Here is a 21405-nt window from a genome sequence, read left to right on the forward strand (position 1 = left end):
TCCTAGCTCGGAGGAGTCGCCGACTTGCTCGGCGGCACGGTCGGCGGCACCGTCGTCGGTGCCGTCGTGATCCAGCACTGCTCCGCATCGCTTCGGAATGCCGGAACGGCTTCCGGTCCGTCGTCGATTGAGAGAGTGGCATCCCAGTTCAACTCGATGTCCCAGCCCTTCGCCTCCAGGCAGGCGGCCTGAGCCCGGGATCGATCCCAGGTCTCCTCGCTGGCGCACGCTGTGAGCGGCGACACGGCCGCGGCTGCCAGGGCCGCGGCGATCACCCGCCGTGCTCTCGATGTCGTCATCGGATCTCCTGTGCCAGATCGAGTCGATGGGTGCACCAATCAGCGATCGCCACGTCGTGGGTGGCGATGACGATCGCGCAACCGCGGCGTCGCAGCTCGTCCAGAACAGACAGCACCATCGCCACGTTGTGCTCGTCGAGAGCGGCCGAGGGCTCGTCCGCGACGACGACGAGCGGCGACTTGAGCAGCAGCCGCGCGAGTGCAACCCGCTGCTGCTCGCCACCGCTCAGCGAGTAGGTGCGGCGATTGCCGAACCCTCTGAGGCCGACTCGGCCAAGAGCGGACGTTCGTCGCCCCTCCTTCTCCTGACAAGTTAGCCGGCGGCCGATAAAAGCCACGTTCAGGTTTGCGTCTACCGACCAACTCTCGACCAGACCATAGTTCTGGAAGAGATGCCCGACGGTATCGCGCAGAAGCTGTCGGCGCCGCCTGCGCGAGATCCCGATCGTGGGAGTGCCTGCCAACTCGATGGTGCCGGCATCGGCATGTTCGAGGAGACCGATGCAGTTGAGCAGAGTCGACTTCCCTGCACCACTCGGCCCCGTGATCGCCAGCGACTCGCCTGCCGAGACGTCGACATGGAGGTCGGCCCACAGGAGATGGTCACCCCGTTTCTTCGTGAGACCGCGGACGGACATGGCGCCCGGGTGTTGGTCTTCGCTCGTGATTTTGGTCGCTTCGACGCGTGTCATAGGGCCTTTTCCCGTCTGCTTCAAGACTTCTTGAGGGTGTCTGCGCGCAGGCGCCGACTTCGGACGCTGATGAACAAAGCCACAGCGAGAACATCGGCCAAAAGGACGACCCCGCACGGGGAGAAGGTCGATGGGCTCACCGAGAGGTGGGACGAAAGCGCGAGCCCCGAAGCGGCTCCTGCGGAAGCTACTGCCAGAGTCGCGGGAAGCAGGACCGTTCGGAGCCCAGAATCACCGTGGACAAGCCGCAAGAAATCACCGCGCCGGGATATTTCCGCTGACGCGGCAGCGAAGACGAACGCGGCGAGGACAGCCACGATCCCGGCGAGGAGGGCCACCGACATGGTCGTGCGCAAGTCGTGCTCCTGACCGTCGAGGCGCACTTCTGCCAGGTCCCTGGCGCTGACGATCCAGGCCGACGAATCGAGCGAGCTCGATCGGAGGTCGCGTTCCAGTCGAGTCCTGTCAGTGAAGAGGACGGTGCCCTGTGTCATCCCGGAGACAATCCAATCCGAAGAGAGAACCGGACGGGAGGAGGGCACGACCGCGACCACGGGATCAAGTTGGGAGCTGGTCGTCTCTCTCGTCGAGTAGTTGAAGACGCGTTGGCCGCCGGCAGTTCTGATCACGTGAATCGGCACTCGTGAATCGTCGGATCTCCTGCCGTCCGCTTCGGCACGGAAACGGATCCACTCCTCATATCGAGAGACGAGCTCAGGCACCCCACGGAGATCGTCAGGCACGAGCAACGTCAACTCGTCAGGCCGCAGGTTTGACCCTTCGACACGTTTGCCGGTGTGATCCCGGATCGTCTGCTCCGCCAGATACCGATCGTTGACGATGAGAGCCCCACCTCCGTCGGGGCCGTGATCCTCGGGTCCCCCCAACGGTCTCGTCGAGACGAGTGCTCTTCCTTCAGCGATGGCGCGAAGGCCAAGCGCGGCGAACACATCGACGAATTTCTCGCCTTCTGTGTTCGAGAGGCGAAAGCTCAAGGCGTACAAGTCGTCGCCTCTGTCCCATTCCGCCGAGTCGCGACGATTTTCGGACGCCGACCAGCCAGCCGCAATTGCAGAGGCGAGAACGGCCACGACCAGACCGACGGCTGCCCCATGGGCGACGAGGCCGAACAGGGTGAGGCGGCCAAATGGCAGCCTCCCCTCGAGTGCCGGGAGCAGAGAACGGCGATTCGCCAAGAGAGAGGTCACCAGAACGACAGCACCCCCGACGACGGCCGCAAGTCCGATTCCCACGGCCGTTGTTCCTGCGAATCGTGCAAATTGAGCCAGGCCGTTGTAAATGGCAAGAGGGAGCACCGATACAGCGAGCCCTATGACCCCGTAGGCGAGGACCAGCAGAATGACTCTCGCGCACTGGCGAAAAGCCACATCAGTCCTGGACATACCGTTGGCAACGCGAACTGCGTCTTGTCGCCGCGCACCTACGGTCGAAGACACGCACCCTAGGATCATTCCCAGAAGTGCTGCCATGAGCAGTGGCAGGAGCGGTGCCGCACCCGCCGTCCACCAGAATTGACCAGCGAACCCGAACGGCACGGCCGTGACGTCGAGGCCCTGCTGCCGAAGGACGGCGACGAAGCGGTCTGCCCGGATCTCGGTCGCACCCGTCACGTACATTCCGCCCGGAGAAATGCCGTTCGGGGCTGGACGGAAACGAGTATGAAGCGATCTCCCGAAGTCGGGATACTGCTCGTCGACACCAGGCAGTGCGCGATCATCGCCCTGATTGGCTACCGATAAAGAGCGCACGGTGATCCCGGATTCGACCGAGGTGATGCTGCGGTAGAGGGTGATGCGTTCTTGGCGCGCCGCTGCCACGATCGCCCGCTCGGCCTCGACTCGGGTGAGGCCGCCGTCGTCCCACACGGTCACGACGGTGGATGCGCCTTTCACGACGGCCTCGTCGCCGCTTCTCACAACGAGAAAGGCCGTCAGGATAGTGGTGATGACGGCAGCGGCTGCGCTGAGCTTGAGAATCAAGAGGACGTCCGTCGGTGAGAGGGGTGGCCCGCCCGAGTCTCACCGATTCGGACGGGCCACAGGAGCTAGTTGAATTTGTAGAAGGACTGATTGCCGCCCACCGTGTGTGCCACGGCAGCCCTCGACTGGACCCCGGCACCGGCCACGGAACTGCGGAACCACTCGAGGTTGCCGTTGCGAACGGAGGAACTGTGCTTCCTGGACGAGTGGAGGTAGTGCGAGTACGTGGTGTTGCCGGGCCCGTCGATGCCGTATCGCCATTCCCCTCCCTCGGGATGCGCCACGGTTCGAGTCGAGAAGCCTTCGGGAATGTCGACGCCTCGTTGCGTGTCGTCAACTGATCCGGCGGTGACGGAAGCCGAGGCATCGGCCCTCACCGGTGCAGCCTGCGCCGACATCGGCATCAAAAGCATTCCTACTAGAGCACAGATGGAACTGGCCGTCGCGATCGTCAGTGATTTCTTCATGGGATTCTCCTCATCGAGTCGTGGGCGAGTGTTTTCTCGACCGCGGTCAGCCTTTCAGATTCTGCGTACGAAATACAAATTAAGCAGTCAGGGCGGGCGCGTCGAGGCGAGAGCGCGTTTTCGCTTACGATCGGGGAGGAACGGGGGCCCCGCATGATGTCGGACCACACTGCTGCCGCGTCGGCCGACGGCGAGGCGCGCGGCCACGGCGACGCGCCGAGTGAACGCGGCCGACGTCGCGCCGAGCGGCCCGAGCCCCGCCGCGGGGGCACGGCGCGCTTCCTCCGCGACATCCTCATCATCTTCCTTGCCGCCCTGCTGATCTCGTTCCTGGTCAAGACGTTCCTGGTCCGCTCCTTCTACATTCCGTCGCCGTCGATGACGAACACCCTGCAGGTGAACGACCGGATCGTCGTCAACGAGCTGGTGCCGAGGGCGTCCGCCATCAAGCGCGGCGACGTCGTCGTCTTCACCGACCCGGGCAATTGGCTCAGCGAGGGCGAGCAGGCCCAGACCACGACCGGCAACCCCGTCGTCGACGGCCTCCAGTGGGCCCTCACCCAGGTCGGCCTCGGCACGCAGGACAGCGGCAACCATCTGATCAAGCGCGTCATCGGGCTTCCGGGCGACCACGTGGCCTGCTGCAACGCCCAGGGGCAGCTCGAAGTCAACGGCACCCCCCTCACCGAGCCCTACATCAACGTCCCCGCCGGCAAACCGGCCGATCCGTACACGTTCGACGTGACCGTCCCCGCCGGCGAGCTCTGGGTCATGGGCGACAACCGCGACGACTCCGCCGACTCCGCCTACCACTACACGCAGACCCCGTCGACGGCGTTCGTGCCGATCTCCGACGTCGTGGGGCGCGCCGTCGCCATCACCTGGCCGTCGTCCCGCTGGGGCACCATCAGCGACTACCCGCAGGTCTTCGCCCGAGTCCCGAAAGGCGCGTCGTCGTGACCCTTTTCCCGAACCCGCCCGCTTCCGAGCGACGTGCGCCGCGCATCCCCCGGTCTCTACTCGTCGTCCTGGCCCTCGTCCTCGCGCTCGTCGTCGGCATCGCCGCGGCCGTCGCCGGCACGGCCACCGCCCACCTCGCGACCGGGACGATCTCGTCGAGCACGGCGTCCTCGCTCGAGAAGAAGTACACCGCTCCCGTGGAGTGGACCCATTGCGGCGGCAGCTACTGGTGCGGGTCGATCCAGGCTCCGCTCGACTGGAGCGACTCCTCGACGAGCAGCATCCACCTGGCGTTGATGGAACATCGCCCGAGCGGCACGGCCCAGGGCGACCTGCTGGTCAACCCCGGCGGGCCCGGCGAATCGGGCGTCGACCTGGTCGGCAGCGACGTCTCGAACGCCGTCGACTCGGCCGTGTCGTCGAAAGACAACGTGATCGGCTTCGACCCCCGCGGCGTCGGCTACTCGAGCGCCGTGAAGTGCCTCGACGCCAAGGGCACCGATCAGTATCTCTACGGCATCCTTCCCGGCGCGATCGGCTCGTCCGAATGGCTCGCGGCCGACCGCGCGAATGCCAAGACCTTCGCTTCCGCGTGCGAGAAGAACAGCAAGGGCCTGCTCGCCCACGTCGACACCGCGAGCGCCGCCCGCGACATGGACCTGATCCGCGCCGACCTCGGCGACCCGAAGCTCGACTACCTGGGCTATTCGTACGGCACCTACCTCGGCACGATCTACGCCGGCCTGTTCCCGACGAAGGTGGGCCGGTTCGTGCTCGACGGCGCCGACGACCCCTGGGCCGAGACCGGCGGCGGCATCGTCGCGCAGACGTCCGGCTTCGAGGGCGACCTCAAGACGTACGTGACGGCCTGCCTGGCCGAGAAGAAAGAGGCGGTGGGCACATCCACCTGTCCTCTCACCGGCACGGTCGACCAGGCCATGACGAGCATCTCCGGCCTGCTGTCGTCGGTCGCCACGACACCGCTGAAGGCGAAGGACGGCAGGATGCTCGGGGCCTCCACCCTGGCGACCGCCATCGTCGACCCGCTCTACTCGACCGCCGAGTGGCCCGACCTCACCACCCTCTTCGCGTCGACCCTCCACGGCGACCCGGCCGAGGCCTTCACGCTCGCGGACGACTACAACGAGCGCAGCCCCAAAGGCACCTACGAGACGAACACCACCGAGGCCAACACCGCGATCAACTGCCTCGAAGGCGGTGCCGACGTCAGCACGGGCGAGATGCGCAAGGAGGCGGCCCAGCTCACGAAGGCCGCGCCCGTGCTCGGCCCGTACGAGGGGTACACCGACGTCACCTGCGACGAATGGCCGGTCAAGCCGCTCGCCTTCCCCGCCCCGGTCACCGCTCCGGGTGCCGGCCCCATCCTCGTGCTGGGCACCACCGGCGACCCGGCGACGCCGTACGCCGAGGCGAAGGCCCTGGCGAAGCAGCTCTCGAGCGGCCACCTCGTGACCCGCTACGGCCAGGGGCACACGGCCTACGACCTCGGCAACACCTGCATCGATACGACCGTCGACGCGTACCTCGTGCACGGGACCGTCCCCAGCCACGATCCGCTGTGCCACTGACCGACGTCGTCCGCACGGCGACGCGCCCCTTCCGGCGCGTCGCCCGGATCCTGGCGACGGCCGACCCCGACCTCTCCCGCCTCCGGACGGCTGCCACGACCATCACGACCCTGCTGGTCGTGGCGGTCGTGCTCTTCACTCTGGCTGCTCTGACCGGGCTGTCCGCGATCGCGGTGATCCCGGGCCTGATCGTCACCATGCTGGCGTCGACCGCCGTGCGCGAGCCCCGGCCCGGGCCCCGAGCCGTGGCCATCCTCCTTCTGCTCCCCTCCTCGGTGGCCACGATCTCGCTCGCCTCCGTCGTGAGCGGCACCCCGCTCCTGGCCGACGCCGTCTTCGTCGCGGTCGCCTTCGCCGCCGTGATGATCCGGGCGATCGGTCCGCGCGGCGTCGCCATCGGCATGGTCGGCTTCATGTCGTACTTCCTGGCGATCTTCACGAAGGTCTCGCCGGCCGAGATCCCCGTGGTGGCCGGGGCCGTCACGATCGCCGCTCTCCTCACCATCGCCCTGCGCTACGTCTTCCGGCCGCGGCATCCCGATCGCGACCTCCGGCGGATGCTCCGCGCCCTCGGCGTGCGCGCCGGCCGTGTCCTCGACGCGGTCGACGACGGGGTCCGCGCGGGCACGATCGACGAACGGCTCCGGCGCTCGATCCGATCGCGCCTCGCCGCCAGCGGGTCCACCGCGGCATCCGTCGAGCAGGCACTCGAGACGGCGGCCGCCCCGCTCGTGCTCGGCGTCGACAACGACGACCTCGGCGTGCGGGTCTTCGACTTCCAACTGGTCCTGGAACGCCTGTGCAGCACGGTCCGACGCGTGCTCGACGACGGCAGCGCTTCGCCCGAGCAACTCCTCCGGATCTCCGCCCGCCTCCGCGAACTCCGCCGGGCCGTCCACTCGCCCCTGCGGCTCGACGGGCCGCCCGGCTCGACCCCGGCGCTGCTGCGTGCGCCGAGCCCGCGCGACCAGGCCCCGCACGACGCACGACCCGGAGCGCACGTCTCGGAGGCCGGGATCTCGGACGCGGACGAACGCCTCGAGTCGTTGTCGCGCATCCTTCGTTTCGCCTTCGCCGCATGGCAGGGAATCGTGACCCGGGGGCCCGACGCCCTCGACGAGACCCCGACCGACACGGCTCGAAAGACGGGCAACGAGGATGCACGGGTCGAGTCGGCGACGCCACCACCACGGACCGCGAACCTCGGCCGGCTCTGGCGGACCGCCGTCCAGGTGGCTGTCGCCGCCGCTCTGGCAATCGCCGCCGGCACCGCCCTCTCCTCGACCCGCTGGTTCTGGGCCGTCATCGCCGCCTTCGTGGTCTTCGTTGGAACCTCCACCCGCGGCGAGATCCTGACCAAGGGCTGGCTCCGTGTGATCGGCACTCTGGGTGGGGTCGTCGCGGGAGTGCTCATCGCGGGGCTCGTCGGCGGCAACGTCCCGGTCTCGGTCGTCCTGATCGTCGTGGCGCTGTTCCTCGGCTTCTATCTGATGTCGATCTCGTCGGCGTTCATGATCTTCTTCATCACCACGATGCTCGCGCTGCTGTACGGGATCCTCGGCGAGTTCAGCGTCGCGCTCCTCCTGACCCGGCTGGAGGAGACGGCGGCGGGGGCGGCCATCGGCATCCTCGTCTCGTACGTCGTGTTCCCCAACAGCACCTCGGGTGCCGTGCGCGGCGACGTGCGCACCTTCCTGGGCGAGCTCGCGGCGGCGATCCGGCTCTCCGGCGAGCGCCTCACGGACGTCCGCGGCGACACCGACGATCAGGACTCACCCGCCGGGCGGGAGACGGCCCGCCTCGGTGCCATCTCGGCCCCCGACGACGTGCGAGCGCTCCGGGAGTCGTTCGCCGCGCTCGGCACGACCAGCAAGCCCCTCACGCAGGGGCTGGCCGGAGTCTCCGACCGGTCCGGCTCCCGACGCACCATGCTGATTCTCGCCTCCTGCGAACACCATGCCCGCGCCCTCGTCCGCGCCGCCGACGGAGCCGTGGCAGCCGCCTCCGACGCCGCGGTCGGCGACGTCCTCGACCGCGCGATCCGGGCCGTCCTCGACGACGTCGAGAGGTTCACCGGAGCGCTCGAGGAGCGACGCATGTCGCGGGTCGTCTTCCGCCCGGCGGACGCCCTGATCGACGCCTTCGAGGACCACCCGGCAGTCGTGGCGTCCCGGCACCGCATCGCGCTCGTCGCGGCGGCCAGGCACCTCCACGCGGTCGACCAGGCCCTCTGCGGTCGCGGCTCGGAACTCGGCGCGACGCTCGAGCCGCTGACGGCCTGACGGGGTACGACGCTCAGCGGCCCTCGCCTACCGTCCCAGGTCGTCCGCGAATGCACGCGGACGCCAGCACGACCCAGCCGAAAGGACGTCATGGCCACCGACCAGTACGCATTCGAAGACCCGAGCAAGAAGTACGCCGACAAGACCCCGCCCGAGCAGTACCTGGAGGGCTCCGGCAAGGACGCCGACCTCGCGATCCCGGCCGACCACGGTGAGGACACCTACCGCGGCAGCGGCCGTCTCGAGGGTCGCAAGGCCCTCGTCACGGGCGGCGACTCCGGCATCGGCGCGGCGGTCGCCATCGCCTACGCGCGAGAGGGCGCCGACGTCGCCATCGCCTACCTGCCCGAAGAGGAGGAGGACGCGCAGAAGATCGTCGGCCTCATCGAAGCGGCGGGCCAAAAGGCGGTCGCCATCGCCGGCGACATCAAAGACAGGCAGTTCTGCCTCGACCTCGTCGCCAAGACCGTCGACGAGTTGGGCGGCCTCGACATCCTCGTCAACAACGCCGGCAAGCAGCAGCACGTCGAGGACTTCCTCGAGCTGAGCGACGAGAACTTCGACGACACCTTCAAGACCAACGTCTACGCGATGTTCTGGATCACGAAGGCTGCACTCCCCCACCTGAAGCCCGGCTCGAGCATCATCAACACGACGTCGATCCAGGCCTACTCGCCGGCGCCGTTCCTCGTGGACTACGCCTCGACGAAGGCCGCGATCAACACCTTTTCCAAGGCGCTCTCGCAGCAGCTCGCGCCGAAGGGCATCCGGGTCAACGCCGTCGCTCCCGGCCCGATCTGGACCCCGCTCCAGCCCGCAGGTGGACAGCCGGCGGATGCCCTGCCCACGGTCGGCGAAGAGACCCCGCTCGGCCGCTGGGGTCAGCCGGCCGAACTCGCCCCCGCCTACGTGTTCCTGGCCTCCGGCGAGTCCAGCTACGTGATCGGCGAGACTCTGCATGTGAACGGCGGCATGCCGACACCGTGATCGGGCGGCTGCTCGCTCGGTGATCGAACGCCTCCTCCCCCTGGGGAGGAGGCGTTCGTCGTCGGCGCTTCAGTAGACTCGCCGGACAGCCCGCCTCCAGAGAGAGACAACGCACGTGAAGATCCTCGTCACCGGCGGGGCCGGGTTCATCGGCTCCAACTTCGTCCGGCGCACGCTCGAAGACGCCTACCCCGGGCTCGAGGGCGCCGAGGTCGTCGTCCTCGACGCCCTCGCCTACTCGGGCAACCTCGAGAACCTCGCTGCGGTGTCCGAGTCGCCGCGCTACTCCTTCGTCGAGGGCGACATCCGCGACGCCGCTCTCCTCGACACCCTCTTCCCCGGTCTCGACGCCGTCGTGCATTTCGCCGCCGAGTCGCATGTCGACCGCTCGGTCCGAGACGCGTCGATCTTCGTCGAGACCAACGTCCTCGGCACCCAGCGCCTCCTCGATGCCGCCCTCCGTCACGAGCTGCCCCGGTTCGTCCACATCTCCACCGACGAGGTCTACGGCTCGATCGCCGAGGGGTCCTGGGCCGAAGACCGCCCGCTCGAGCCCAACTCCCCCTATTCCGCATCCAAGGCCGGCAGCGACCTCCTCGCGCGCAGCTACCACCGCACCCACGGATTGAACGTCTCGATCACGCGCTGCTCCAACAACTACGGGCCGTACCACTTCCCCGAGAAGGTCATCCCGCTCTTCGTCACGAACTTGATCGACGATCGGCACGTTCCCCTCTACGGCGAGGGCCTGAACGTCCGCGACTGGCTCCACGTCGACGATCACACCCGCGGCATCGCGATGGTGCTCGTCGGAGGCCGTCCCGGCGAGATCTACAACATCGGCGGCGGCACCGAGCTGACCAATCGCGAGCTCACGCAGCTCCTCCTCGACGCCACCGGCAAGGACTGGTCCTCCGTCGATCACGTGCAAGACCGGCTCGGTCACGACCTCCGCTACTCCGTCGACATCTCGAAGATCCGCGCCGAGCTCGGCTACGAACCGCGGGTCCCCTTCGCCGAGGGCCTGGCCGCGGTCGTCGAGTGGTACCGCGACAACCGCTCCTGGTGGGAACCGCTCAAGGCCCGAGCAGCCCTGGCATGAGCCAGCACTCGCGCTACCTGATCACCGGTGCCCGGGGGATGCTCGGGGCCGACCTCGTCGAAGCCCTCTTCGGTCGCGACGTCACCGTGGCGAGCCGGGCCGAGCTCGACGTCACCGACCGCGACGCCGTCTTCGCGGCCGTCGAGGGGCACGACGTCGTCATCAACGCCGCCGCCTACACCGCAGTCGACGCCGCGGAGGAGCACGAGGGGGACGCCCTGGCGGTCAACGGCACCGCCGTCGGGCTCCTCGCCGAGGCCAGTCGCGAGGCCCGTGCATCCCTCGTGACCCTCTCGACCGACTACGTGTTCGATGGGCAGGCGACCTCGCCCTACACCGAGGATGCCCCCCTCGACCCGATCAACGCCTACGGACGCTCGAAGGCCGAGGGCGAGCGCCGGGCCCTCGCCCTCCACCCCGATGGCACCTACGTGGTCCGGACCGCCTGGTTGTACGGGCAGCACGGCGCCAGCTTCCCCGCGACGATGCTGAAGCTGGCCGAGACGCACGACACGGTGTCGGTCGTCGACGACCAGCTCGGCCAGCCCACCTGGACCCTCGACCTCGCGCGGCAGATCGTCGCCCTGCTCGACGCCGGCGCCCCGGCCGGGGTGTACCACGGCACCAACTCGGGGCGGGCCACCTGGTTCGACCTGGCCCGCGCCGTCTTCGCCGCCCAGGGCCTCGACCCCGAGCGGGTCCGCCCCACCGACAGCCGTGCGTTCGTGCGCCCGGCGGCGCGGCCGTCGTTCAGCGTGCTCGGGCAGGACGCCTGGCAGCGCGCCGGGCTGGCCCCGATGCGGCCGTGGCAGGAGGCCCTGAGCGAGGCGGCGGCCGAAGGGGTCTTCGGGAGCGCCGCGGGGGACGCCACCGGAAGCGTCTTCGGGTAGGGTCGATGTCGCCATGCTGACCCTGCGAGTTGTCGTCGACCAGATCCTCGCGCCCGTCCCCGGGGGCATCGGACGCTACACCGAAGAGCTCACGAAGCAGATCATCACGGTGGCACCGAAGGGCTGCGACGTCGAGGGCATCGTCTCCGCGCATCCCCAGGCCGACTACGACCGTCTCGAAGACCGCCTGCCGGGCCTCGCCAGCCTCTACCGCTCCGTCCTCGGCCGCCGCGAGCTCTCGCTCGCGTGGCAGACCGGCACCCTGAAACTGCCCGGCAGGGGCATGGTGCACGGCACGAGCCTCTTCACGCCGCTCTACAAGCACGACCGCTCGCTCGAGCCGGGCACGCAGACCGCCGTCACCATCCACGACACGGTGCCGTGGACCCACCCCGAGACCCTCACCGCGCAGGGGGTCCGCTGGCACAAGGCCATGACGAAGCGGGCCCACAAGTACGCCGACGCGGTCGTCGTCCCCACGCACGCCGTCGCCGCCCAGCTCGCCGAGTACTACGACTTCGGCGACCGGGTCCGGGTCATCGGCGGGGCCGTGAGCCCCGACCTCGTGGTGCCCGACGACGCCGACGAGATCGCCGAGTCCCTCGACCTGCCCGAGCGCTACGCCCTGAGTGTCGGCACCCTCGAGCCGCGCAAGGGCCTCGAGCCCCTGCTCGAGGCGATGGCGCACCCCGACGCCCCCGACGTGCCGCTGCTGGTCGTCGGTCCCGACGGCTGGGGCGACGTCAAGGTTGACGAGGTGGTGGCCCGCCTGGGGCTGCCCGAGGGGCGCGTGCGCGTGCTCGGCCGGGTGCCCGACGCCACCCTCGCCGTGCTCCTGCAACGAGCCTCCGTCTTCGTCTACCCGTCGCTCGCCGAAGGATTCGGGCTCCCGGTCATCGAGGCCTTGAGCCTCGGCACGCCCGTCGTGCACTCGGACGCCCCCGCCCTCGTCGAGGTGTCGGCTGGCGCCGCCGTGGTGGTGTCCCGCTCCGAAAAGAGCTACCCCGAGCGTCTCGCGCAGGCCATGTTCCAGGTGGTGAACGACGTCGAGCTGTCGACACGCCTCGGCATCGCCGGCTTGGACCGCTCGCGGGCGTTCAGCTGGCGCGACTCCGCCGAGAAGGTCTGGCAGCTGCACGCCGAGCTGTAGGGCGTCGCGCCGCGAGGCCGCCAGACGTCGCGCGGTCGATGCCACGCGCCGCGGCACGTCTCGTTGTCGTTCGTGCGCGATTGCCTGCCGGGCGACTCCAGAACACGCCGCTCACCTTCCCCGGGGCCTGTGATTTCTGGAGTCGGCTGCGTTGGCGGCCGTGATCGACTCCACTATTCACGCTCCTCGCCGAACCTGAGCGGCGTGTCCTGGAGTCGACCCTGCGGTGGCGCGAACCGCGCGGCGCACGCGGACGCTAGAGCAAGGCGCATGCGAACGCTAGAGCGAGGCCTTCAGCGCCGCGTTCTTCTCTACGACGAGCCCCTCGAGCGCGAGTGCGTACTCGGCGAGCCGGCGCGACACCGCGGGGTCGGACGAGCCCAGGATGCGGGCGGCGAGGAGGCCCGCGTTGGCCGCCCCGCCGATGGAGACCGTGGCGACCGGGATGCCCGCCGGCATCTGCACGATCGACAGCAGCGAGTCGAGGCCGTCGAGCTTGGCCAGGGCCACGGGCACGCCGACGACCGGCAGGGTGGTGACCGAGGCGAGCATCCCCGGCAGGTGAGCGGCACCTCCCGCGCCGGCGATGATCACACGCAGCCCGCGCGACGCGGCCTCGCGCCCGAAGCGGATCATCCTGTCAGGGGTGCGGTGGGCGGACAGGACCTCGACCTCGAAGGGGATGCCGAACTCGGCGAGGATGTCGGCGGCGCTCTTCATGGTCGCCCAGTCGGAGTCGGAACCCATCACGAGAGCGACGAGGGGCGAGGGGGATGCGGAATCGGTCACGGGTGCCAGGCTACCGAAGCTCGGCGAGGGGCACTGCGCTCAGGCCACTGCGGCTGATCACCGCGCCCGATCATCGTCTCTCGCACGGGGCCGCCCGGGGAGCCGCACCCGGGAAACCGCATGGAACCTCGGTCGACCGGGGGTCGCGGCCGACGGGCGGGGTGCAGGTCCGCGCGACCGGGGCGCGGGTCCGCGCGACCGGGGTGCGTCTGCGCGACAGACGAATGCAGGCCGGCTCCCGAGCAGCAGCAACCGCAGCCGCAGCAGCCGCCCAGCCTCAGTCGAGGAAGTGGTCGGCCGCGGCCCGCGCCCGGAACACGACGTCGTCGAGGTCGTCGCCGACGACCGTCACGTGCCCGACCTTGCGACCCGGACGGGGATCCTTGCCGTAGTCGTGGATCTTCGCGCTCGGCTGATCCGCCATCGCCGCGGGGAGACGATCGGCCAGCGTGCCCGTCGTGGGGCCGCCGAGCACGTTGATCATCACGCTCCAGTCCTCGAAGGTGCCGGTGTCGCCGAGCGGCAGGTCGAGCACGGCCCGCAGATGCTGCTCGAACTGGCTGGTGGTGGAGCCGTCGATGGACCAGTGACCGGTGTTGTGCGGACGCATGGCCAGCTCGTTGATGAGGATGCGGTCGTCGGTCGTCTCGAAGAGCTCGACGGCGAGCACGCCGGTGACCCCGAGTTCGGCCGCGATGGTGCGGGCGATGTCTTCGGCCATGTCGGCGAGACGACCGGCCGACGAGGGCGCGGGGGCGATGACCTCGGCACAGACCCCGTCGCGCTGAACCGACTCCACGACCGGCCAGGCCACGATCTCGCCGCTCGGGCGCCGCGCCACCGACTGCGCGAGCTCACGCCGGAATTCGACCAGCTCTTCGGCGAGGAGCGCCCCGCCCGTGCTCTCGGGGTCGACGCTCGGGTCGGACAGGCCGGCGAACCAGTCGGCGACCTCGGACGGATCGGAAACGACGCGCACGCCCTTGCCGTCGTAGCCGCCGCGAGCCGTCTTCACGACGGCGCGCCCGCCGTGGTCGGCGAGGAACGCCGCCAGGTCGGCCGGCGTCTCGAGCCGCGCCCAGTCGGGCACGGGAAGGCCGAGGTCGGTCAGCCGCTGCCGCATGACGAGCTTGTCTTGCGCCACGAAGAGGGCCTCGGGCGAGGGATGCACGGCCACGCCCGCGTCGACCAGCGCCCGCAGCACGGACTGCGGCACGTGCTCGTGGTCGAACGTGATCGCGTCGACGCCCTGCGCGAAGGCGAGCACCGTCGCCGCATCGTGATAGTCGCCCACGCGGGTCGCGGCCAGACGCGCCGACGACCCCTCGTTCTCGGCCAGCACGCTGATCTCGAGCCCGAGGTGGATGGCAGGCGGCACCATCATCCGAGCGAGTTGCCCACCACCGATGACGCCCACTTTCAAAGCCATGGCACCAGAGTAACGGTCAGGTCGAACGGGGGATGCCCGGTTCCTCGCCCTGGGGAGAACCTCTTCTCACACGCCGTTCCAGTACGTGGAGTTCTGCGGCGGCGTCGACTGCTCCTGCTGGCGGAGTCGCGCCACCGCGCTGATGTTGACCTCCATCAGGTCGTGCAGCGTCGACTGCACGAGGTCGGCGGAGGGGACGTCCCACAGGACGATGGGCCGGTCGAGGCCCGTGTTGATCAGGACGTCCCCGCTGCCGAAGAGGCTCTGGACGCCGTTCTTCCGCACCGTGAGGTCGTAGCCCCGCGTGTGCATCAGCTCCTGCCGGGTACGCACGACGAGGCCGCGCCGGATGATGATGCGACGCGTCGTGATCGTGTAGTTGCGGGAGAGCCAGGCCAACAACGGCAGCAGCCAGAGCAGGACGACCAGGACGGCGGCCGCGATCAGCACCGCCGAGTTCTGCCAGTCGACCGAGAAGCGGCCGGCGAAGAACCCCGTCGCACCGCAGACCGCGATCAGGAGGACGCAGGGCCAGAACAGCGCCCGACCGTGCGGGCGCAGTCGCGCGATCACACGCTCCTGGGGCACCTCGTCCGTCGACATGAGTCATTCCTACCTCACGTCGGTCGGCGAGTCATGCGAGACGCAGGTGCGTGACGTCGGCGGCCGCCACCGCCACGGACTCGCCCGTCTCCTCGTCCCGCACGACGAGACGGCCCTGGTCGTCGAGCGCGGAGGCGGTTCCGAGGAGGGTGTCGCCGCTCGGCAGCTCGACCCGCACACGCCGCCCGAGGGTGTCGCACTCGGCCGAGACCACGCCGACCAGGTCGGCGACGGCCGGATCCCCGTCCGCCGCGACGAGATCGGAGACCAGGGCACGGACCTCGGCGACGACCCGGGAGAGGACCAGGTCGGCCAGCTCCGCGGCGGTTCCTGCGAGCCCCTCGAGAGCGAGGGAGGTGGATGTGGGCGTCGGCAGGTGCTCGCGCCCGATCGTCAGATTGAGACCCATGCCCAGGACCACCGCGTCGGGGGCGCCGTCGCGGACGACCAGCTCGGCGAGCATCCCCGAGACCTTGAGCCCTCGGATCTGCACGTCGTTCGGCCACTTGAGCAGGATGTCGCGCTCGGGCAGGAGCGCCGCCAGGATGCGACGGAGGGCGACGCCGCCGAGGAGGGGGAACCAGCCCCACGCCGCGTCGGGGAGCACGCGTCCGGATCGAAGCGCGGGGCGGACGAGGATGCTCGCTGCCAAAGAGCTGCCGGGAGGCGCGACCCACTCGCGACCCAACCTGCCCCGTCCGGCCGTCTGACGGTCGGCGACGAGCACCGTGCCGTCGGGCGCCCCGTCGCCGGCGAGCTCGACGAGTGCGGTGTTCGTCGATCCCGTCTCGCCGAGGTGCACGAAGCGCGCTGCGATTGTGGAGGTCAGGGGAAAGTCGGCGTCGTGTTCTGGCACGACCACGCAATCTAGCGCCCGGATCGGTTAAGTAGAGTGAACGGCGTGACTTCCGAACTCCCCCAGCACGACCTGCGGACCACCGCGGGCAAGCTCGCCGACCTGAAGGACCGCTATCACGAGGCCGTGACGGCGTCCGGCGAGGCCGCCATCGCCAAACAGCACGCGAGGGGCAAGAAGACGGCCCGCGAGCGCATCGAGCAGCTTCTCGACCCGGGCTCGTTCGTCGAGCTCGACGAATTCGTCCGCCACCGCACCCACTCCTTCGGCATGGACGCGAAGCGCCCCTACGGCGATTCCGTCGTGACGGGCACCGGCACCATGAACGGCCGCCAGGTCGCCGTCTACTCGCAGGACTTCACCACGTTCGGCGGCTCGCTGGGCGAGGTCGCGGGCGAGAAGATCATCAAGGTGATGGAGCTCGCGCTGCGCACCGGCGTCCCCATCATCGGCATCCTCGACTCGGGTGGCGCCCGGATCCAGGAGGGCGTCGTGGCCCTCGGCAAGTACGGGGAGATCTTCCGGCTGAACACGCGTGCGTCCGGCGTGATCCCCCAGATCTCGCTGATCATGGGCCCGGCGGCGGGAGGCGCGGTGTACTCCCCCGCGCTGACCGACTTCGTGATCATGGTCGACAAGACCTCGCAGATGTTCGTGACCGGGCCGGACGTCATCAAGACGGTCACCGGTGAAGACGTCGGGTTCGAAGAACTCGGCGGGGCCCTCACCCACAACAAGATCTCCGGCGTCTCGCACTACCTCGCCTCCGACGAGGACGACGCCCTCGACTACGCGCGTACCCTCCTCGGCTACCTGCCCGACAACAACCTCACCGATCCGCCCGTCTACGAGACCGCCCCCGAACTCGAGACCACCGACGCGGACCGCACGCTGAACACGCTGATCCCCGACAGCCCCAATCAGCCGTACGACATGCTCACCGTCATCGAGCACATCGTCGACGACGGCGAGTTCCTCGAGGTGCAGCCCCTCTTCGCACCGAACATCGTCATCGGCTTCGGCCGGGTCGAGGGCCGTTCGGTCGGCATCATCGCCAACCAGCCCGCCGTGATGGCCGGCACCCTCAACATCGACGCCGGCGAGAAGGCGGCCCGGTTCGTCCGCCTCTGCGACGCCTTCTCGATCCCGATCGTCACGCTGGTCGACACCCCGGGGTTCCTTCCCGGCACCGACCAGGAGTGGACCGGCATCATCCGCCGCGGGGCCAAGCTGCTCTACGCCTACGCCGAAGCGACCGTGCCTCTCGTCACCGTCATCACGCGCAAGGCGTACGGCGGGGCCTACATCGTCATGGGCTCGAAGCAGCTCGGAGCCGACATCAATCTGTCCTGGCCGACGGGCGAGATCGCCGTCATGGGCGGGCAGGGCGCGGTCAACATCCTGTACCGCAGCGAGATCAAGCGAGCCACCGACGCCGGCGAAGACGTCACGGCCGTGCGCACGAAGTTGGCCAACGACTACACGTACAACGTCGCATCCCCCTTCTTGGCCGCCGAGCGCGGCGAACTGGACGGCATCATCGAACCGGCGGCCACCCGGGTGGCCATCGTCAAGGCGCTTCGCGCACTGCAGGGCAAGAGGGCGTCGCAGCCGCAGAAGAAGCACGGGAACATTCCGCTGTGACCACCGCCTCGTCGCCGGAATCGGGCTCGGCCGAACCGACCATCCGGGTCGTGTCGGGCGACCCCGACGCGGCCGAGCTCGCGGCGGTCACTGCCGTGCTGGCGAGTCTCGAGGCCGAGAACGCCGCCCGAGCCGCAGCGGCCGAGACCGTCGAAGGCCCGACGGCGTGGCGCCGCAGTCAGCGATCGCTGCGCGGGCCCGTCGAGCCGGGGCCCGGGCGTTGGCGCGACGGCCGCCCCTGACGTCCGAACCATCTCGTTTTGTCCCCCGGTCGGGGGTCGCCTGAGAATCCGCCACGGGGCTTGATCCCCACAACGGGGGGCAAGTACGATTTCGGGGATGGGAAAAATGAACCCCATTGTCCCCCTAAATGACGACTTTTCTGAGGTCGACCCTACCGCCACTATTACTAGTGCTAGGTGTCTCTCTCAGAGTTACACCACCGAACAGGCCTCCTAGGGTAAGCGGGCTTCTGTTCGGGGGCGAGTCAGGGCAGCATTCGGGTTGTCGCCCTGACTCGGGGCTTTGCGAAGGGCCGGACTGGGCGTCCGGCCCTTCTGCCGTTAAGCGATGTCGGCTCTGTGAGCGGAATCGGCCGCACGAGCGGCACCGACCGCGCAGGCAATACCGGTCGCGCGGGCAATACCGGTCGCGCGGCTAGTCGAACTCGGCCACGACGCTCGACGATCGCGGGATCTGCAGCCAGAGGCTGACCTCGTCCTCGTCGTCGTCCTCGTCGTCCTCGTCGTCGTCGGAGGACGACGTGTTGCCGCTGCCGAGAGCACTCGACTCCATGTCCTCCGAGCTCAGCCCCACCACGGTCACGGCATACTCGCTGCCCGCGGCGACGGTCCGGATGATGAGTCGGTCGGCGACGGAGTCGCGGATGGCGTCGGCGAGCGCCGCGTGCACGCGATCGAGCTCGCCGTCGGCGAGGTCGTCGATGCCGCCCTCGTCGAGCAGACTCACGATCGTGCCGCGGCGCCGGGCGGCCATGACCTCCTTGCGGACGTCGTCGCTGAGCAGCCTCCGGCCCCGGATCTCGTCACGGATGGCGCCCTCCAGGTGGAGGCACTCCTGTCGCTCCTCGGGTGTCAGGTCGCCCCCGGTCGCCACGATGCGCTGGAGCATGGGGCGCGCGGTCCGGCCGGTCTGCAGGAGTCGGAACTGCCGTTCGTTCACGTGAGCCTCCTGGGCGGCCTGCCAGTCGGCCGCCTCCTGCTCGGCCCGGATGAACTCGCGGGTGTCGCGGCTCGCTCGAGCGAGCGTGGCCTGGAGTGCGTGGGAGATGGCGACCCAGCTCACACTGCCGATGACGCCGAGGTTCGCGAGGTCGGCGGGATCGCCGCTCCAGATGATCGTGTGGACCACCAGGAAGGCCACTCCGAACCAGGCGAAGCCGTGTCGACGCCGGGTCGAGACGATGACCATCAGGGTGCCCACGGCTGCGACGTACCAGGTGGCGTAGCCGTTCCCGCCGTGGCGGAGGGGCGACAACTGCGAACCGACGACGAGCGGGAGGATCACCGCGACCGCCAGGGCGAGGGAGGCCATCCAGACCGGCATGGTCAGGGTCCGGGTCTTCGTCGGGAAGAGCACGATGGCCGTCACCGCGGCGTAGAGGGCCATGCAGCCGATGATGGGGATGGGGTCGCGCGGGGTCGAGATGGAGACCGCGGCGAGCAGCAGGTGATAGAGCGAGAACAGCGCGGCGAGCCCGATGGGCAGCCACCGGGGCAGACGGACGTTCACGGGGTCTCCTCGGAGAACTGGGCGGGGACGGCGCGCTCCCGGGGGACGGCGCGCGGCCAGACGAGACTGATGACCGTGCCGGAACCGGTCTTGGTGTGGATGCGCGCCTCGCCGCCGGCGTTGGCGAGCCTCTCGGTGATCGAGACCCGCACCCCGAGGCGTTCGCTCGCGACGGCGTCCGGGTTGAATCCCGAACCGGTGTCGCCCACCTCGACGGTCACGCCCTGCTCGGCCCAGTCGACGCTGACCCAGCGTTCGACGTCGTCGCCGCCGGCGTGCTGGACGCTGTTGACGATGGCCTGAACGGCTGCGGAGTACAGCGCCTCGGCGGCATTGGCCGGGATCTCGTGGTGGTCGAGCCCCTTGGCCCGGACCTGCACGGTCGCCCCGAGGTTCTCGATGATGCCGGCGATGCGGTCGCGCATGGCCGAGAGGCTCGTGCTCGCATCGTCGAACGGAGTGGCGGTCGCGGCGGCGGTCAGATGCGACATGGCGTTCCGTGCCATCGTCGCGGCCAGGGCCTGCTCGTCCTTCCCGTACGCACGGGAGGCGGAGATGAACGTGGTGAGCACGCTGTCGTGGACGATGGCGTCGACCTGGACGCGCTCGAGTTCGGTCGCGTGCTCGCGGATCGCCCCCGAGTAGCGGGCCACGGCCATGTTCTGCGCCGTGTCGACGGCCTCGGACGCCTGGCGGAGGAGGGTGATGAGGATGAGGACGGCCCCGCCGAGGATGATCGAGTACGAGGCGTCGAGGGCGGCGCGACCCGGATCGACGGCTCCGCCGGACGGGGTGAGGCGGATGAGCCCGTAGACGATCGGCGCGAGGAACAGGTAGCCGGTCGCGACCCAGAGCGAGAACGCGACGGCGGCGGCCGAGGTGCCGAGGGTCACCAGATACCAGAGCCAGGGCAGCTGAGGCTGGACGACGGTGGGATCGCGGACGGCCAGGGGCCAGGTGATGAGCGCCACGAGGAACGCCACGGCCACGAGAGCCGCTGCGGTCTCGATGCCGCGCATCGTCAGACTCGCCACGGCGACGGTGAGGATGCCGCCGAAGAGCGCGATGCCGATGACCCAGGCCCAGGCGGGCTGCATGTCCGGCGCCTGGTTCAGCGCGAAGGGCAGCGCCTGGAGGCCGAAGACGATGCCGAGGGCCGAGAGGGCACGCGCGAAGATCTTGTCGAGCAGCGGGCCGCTGATCGGGTTGCGCGTGGGCCTCGGCCGGAAGGACGGAGCGGAGGGGGCTCCGTCAGCGGCCATCGCCGCCGTCCGAATCGAGTCCGGGGAGGATCCCGTCTTCGACGGCACGTCGGAGGAGGTCGACCTTGGTGGGGGCGGGGCGACCGACCTCGACGTACTTGACGCGGATCCGGTCCAGGTACTCGCGAGCCGTGGAGTAGCCGATGCCCAATTGCTGCGCGGCGAGCTTGAGCGGCAGTCCCGACGCGTAGAGGTGGAGGATCTCACGCTCGCGGCGGCCGAGCTGGGCCTTGGCGAAGTCGCGGTCGGCGTCGATCGCACTCGCCCACTCGAGGTTGTTGAGGACGTCGCCGCGGGCGACCGTCGCGACGGCGGCCATGACGGTCTTCGTGGCGGAGGACTTGGGGATCACGCCGGCGGCGCCCGCGGCGAGCGCCTCTCGGACCGACGCCACACGGTCGGCGATGCTGTGCACGAGCACGGCGGAGCCGGTGGCCTGCACGCGCTTGACGTTCTCGGTGACCGTCGAGCCGTCGCCGAGCGAGAGGTCGAGGACGACGACGTCGACCTCGCGACCGGCGAGGTTGTCCACGAACTCCTGGACACCGGCGGCGGTGAGGATGACGTCGAAGCCCTCGTTCTGGCACGCGGCTTGGATGCCGAGTCGCACGGACTCGTGGTCGTCTACGATCGCCACGCGCACGCGCGGGGC

General features: G+C 69.3%; 20 protein-coding genes. 9 read left to right on the forward strand and 11 right to left on the reverse strand.

Annotated features, from left to right (window positions below):
- Positions 1-2: 2 nt before the first annotated feature.
- The 4 genes from ABEA39_RS18390 to ABEA39_RS18405 form a co-directional block, all read right to left on the reverse strand.
- On the reverse strand, positions 3-299 hold the full coding sequence (locus tag ABEA39_RS18390; RefSeq protein ID WP_345377429.1) for a hypothetical protein: 297 nt from the start codon (positions 297-299) through the stop codon (positions 3-5).
- On the reverse strand, positions 296-1015 hold the full coding sequence (locus ABEA39_RS18395; protein WP_345377430.1) for an ATP-binding cassette domain-containing protein: 720 nt from the start codon (positions 1013-1015) through the stop codon (positions 296-298). Before ABEA39_RS18395 ends, ABEA39_RS18390 begins: the two co-directional genes overlap by 4 nt.
- Positions 1012-2991, reverse strand: a complete 1980-nt coding sequence (locus tag ABEA39_RS18400; protein WP_345377431.1) for a hypothetical protein — start codon at positions 2989-2991, stop codon at positions 1012-1014. Before ABEA39_RS18400 ends, ABEA39_RS18395 begins: the two co-directional genes overlap by 4 nt.
- 65 nt (positions 2992-3056) lie before the next feature.
- Positions 3057-3458, reverse strand: coding sequence for a lactococcin 972 family bacteriocin (locus tag ABEA39_RS18405; RefSeq protein ID WP_345377432.1), 402 nt, complete (start codon positions 3456-3458; stop codon positions 3057-3059).
- Positions 3459-3611: 153 nt separating this feature from the next.
- Between ABEA39_RS18405 and lepB the strand changes: the two genes are divergently transcribed.
- The 7 genes from lepB to ABEA39_RS18440 all read left to right on the forward strand — a co-directional run bounded on the left by lepB (position 3612) and on the right by ABEA39_RS18440 (position 12418).
- Positions 3612-4418, forward strand: a complete 807-nt coding sequence (gene lepB, locus ABEA39_RS18410) for a signal peptidase I (RefSeq protein ID WP_345377433.1) — start codon at positions 3612-3614, stop codon at positions 4416-4418.
- On the forward strand, positions 4415-6007 hold the full coding sequence (locus ABEA39_RS18415) for an alpha/beta hydrolase (protein ID WP_345377434.1): 1593 nt from the start codon (positions 4415-4417) through the stop codon (positions 6005-6007). The genes lepB and ABEA39_RS18415 overlap by 4 nt, the downstream gene beginning before the upstream one ends.
- The gene (locus ABEA39_RS18420) at positions 5998-8289 is read left to right on the forward strand and encodes an FUSC family protein (RefSeq protein ID WP_345377435.1); all 2292 of its coding nucleotides are present in this window, start codon (positions 5998-6000) and stop codon (positions 8287-8289) included. The genes ABEA39_RS18415 and ABEA39_RS18420 overlap by 10 nt, the downstream gene beginning before the upstream one ends.
- A gap of 90 nt (positions 8290-8379) precedes the next feature.
- Positions 8380-9276 (forward strand): glucose 1-dehydrogenase, encoded by an 897-nt coding sequence (locus ABEA39_RS18425; protein ID WP_345377436.1) that lies wholly within the window; start codon positions 8380-8382, stop codon positions 9274-9276.
- 115 nt (positions 9277-9391) lie between these two features.
- Positions 9392-10378 carry a dTDP-glucose 4,6-dehydratase gene (gene rfbB / locus ABEA39_RS18430; protein ID WP_345377437.1) on the forward strand — a complete coding sequence of 329 codons (987 nt, stop codon included), beginning with the start codon at positions 9392-9394 and terminating at the stop codon, positions 10376-10378.
- The gene (rfbD, locus tag ABEA39_RS18435; protein WP_345377438.1) at positions 10375-11268 is read left to right on the forward strand and encodes a dTDP-4-dehydrorhamnose reductase; all 894 of its coding nucleotides are present in this window, start codon (positions 10375-10377) and stop codon (positions 11266-11268) included. Before rfbB ends, rfbD begins: the two co-directional genes overlap by 4 nt.
- 13 nt (positions 11269-11281) lie before the next feature.
- On the forward strand, positions 11282-12418 hold the full coding sequence (locus ABEA39_RS18440) for a glycosyltransferase family 4 protein (RefSeq protein ID WP_345377439.1): 1137 nt from the start codon (positions 11282-11284) through the stop codon (positions 12416-12418).
- A 279-nt stretch (positions 12419-12697) separates the two neighbouring features.
- Here the strand turns inward: ABEA39_RS18440 and purE are convergent, their stop codons facing one another.
- The 4 genes from purE to ABEA39_RS18460 all read right to left on the reverse strand — a co-directional run bounded on the left by purE (position 12698) and on the right by ABEA39_RS18460 (position 16095).
- Entirely contained in the window at positions 12698-13165 is a 468-nt protein-coding gene (gene purE, locus ABEA39_RS18445) for a 5-(carboxyamino)imidazole ribonucleotide mutase (protein WP_345377485.1), read from the reverse strand.
- 319 nt (positions 13166-13484) lie between these two features.
- Positions 13485-14636: a 5-(carboxyamino)imidazole ribonucleotide synthase gene (locus ABEA39_RS18450; RefSeq protein WP_345377440.1), complete on the reverse strand. Its 1152-nt coding sequence runs from the start codon at positions 14634-14636 to the stop codon at positions 13485-13487.
- Positions 14637-14702: 66 nt separating this feature from the next.
- Positions 14703-15239, reverse strand: coding sequence for a PH domain-containing protein (locus ABEA39_RS18455; RefSeq protein WP_345377441.1), 537 nt, complete (start codon positions 15237-15239; stop codon positions 14703-14705).
- Positions 15240-15270: 31 nt separating this feature from the next.
- Positions 15271-16095, reverse strand: coding sequence for a biotin--[acetyl-CoA-carboxylase] ligase (locus ABEA39_RS18460; protein ID WP_345377442.1), 825 nt, complete (start codon positions 16093-16095; stop codon positions 15271-15273).
- Between the two features lie 36 nt (positions 16096-16131).
- Here ABEA39_RS18460 and ABEA39_RS18465 point away from each other — a divergent pair, with 36 nt between their 5' ends.
- Together ABEA39_RS18465 and ABEA39_RS18470 are read left to right on the forward strand one after the other, a co-directional pair.
- Positions 16132-17739: an acyl-CoA carboxylase subunit beta gene (locus tag ABEA39_RS18465; protein WP_425556999.1), complete on the forward strand. Its 1608-nt coding sequence runs from the start codon at positions 16132-16134 to the stop codon at positions 17737-17739.
- Positions 17736-17981 (forward strand): acyl-CoA carboxylase subunit epsilon, encoded by a 246-nt coding sequence (locus ABEA39_RS18470; protein WP_345377444.1) that lies wholly within the window; start codon positions 17736-17738, stop codon positions 17979-17981. Before ABEA39_RS18465 ends, ABEA39_RS18470 begins: the two co-directional genes overlap by 4 nt.
- Positions 17982-18396: 415 nt before the next feature.
- Here ABEA39_RS18470 and ABEA39_RS18475 read toward each other — a convergent pair whose 3' ends face one another.
- From ABEA39_RS18475 to ABEA39_RS18485, 3 genes are read right to left on the reverse strand one after another with little or no spacing between them, the layout of a single operon-like run.
- Entirely contained in the window at positions 18397-19491 is a 1095-nt protein-coding gene (locus ABEA39_RS18475; RefSeq protein ID WP_345377445.1) for a hypothetical protein, read from the reverse strand.
- Positions 19488-20753, reverse strand: a complete 1266-nt coding sequence (locus ABEA39_RS18480) for a sensor histidine kinase (protein ID WP_345377446.1) — start codon at positions 20751-20753, stop codon at positions 19488-19490. The genes ABEA39_RS18475 and ABEA39_RS18480 overlap by 4 nt, the downstream gene beginning before the upstream one ends.
- The gene (locus tag ABEA39_RS18485; protein WP_345377486.1) at positions 20743-21396 is read right to left on the reverse strand and encodes a response regulator transcription factor; all 654 of its coding nucleotides are present in this window, start codon (positions 21394-21396) and stop codon (positions 20743-20745) included. Before ABEA39_RS18485 ends, ABEA39_RS18480 begins: the two co-directional genes overlap by 11 nt.
- Positions 21397-21405: the final 9 nt, after the last annotated feature.

Origin of the sequence: Frondihabitans cladoniiphilus, from assembly GCF_039544345.1 — a bacterium.
Lineage (GTDB): Bacteria > Actinomycetota > Actinomycetes > Actinomycetales > Microbacteriaceae > Frondihabitans > Frondihabitans cladoniiphilus.